This is a genomic window from Nocardioides malaquae (genome assembly GCF_015070385.1).
Lineage (GTDB): Bacteria > Actinomycetota > Actinomycetes > Propionibacteriales > Nocardioidaceae > Nocardioides > Nocardioides malaquae.
On record NZ_JADCSA010000461.1, the window covers coordinates 1 to 268 of the forward strand.

A 268-nucleotide genomic window follows, 5' to 3' on the forward strand; every position below is an offset into this window, starting at 1 on the left:
CCCAACATTAGAATTAGCTAAATATCAGTTCCCTACTCTAGATTTACTCAAAAAATACGATTCTGAAGGTATCACCATAAATCAAGAAGAATTAGAAGAGAATAAAAACCGAATTGTAGATACGCTTAAAAATTACAATATCGGTATTTCAAATATAAAGGCCACTATTGGACCTACAGTGACATTATATGAAATTGTACCCGACGCAGGAATTCGTATATCAAAAATTAAAAACCTTGAAGACGATATAGCCTTATCCTTGTCTGCC

1 protein-coding gene is annotated in these 268 nt (G+C 32.8%); it reads left to right on the plus strand.

Features of this window, described 5'->3' with window-relative positions:
- Positions 1-268 (plus strand): DNA translocase FtsK (locus tag IEQ44_RS18620; RefSeq protein WP_264674496.1); only part of this gene is annotated, 268 nt, incomplete at both ends.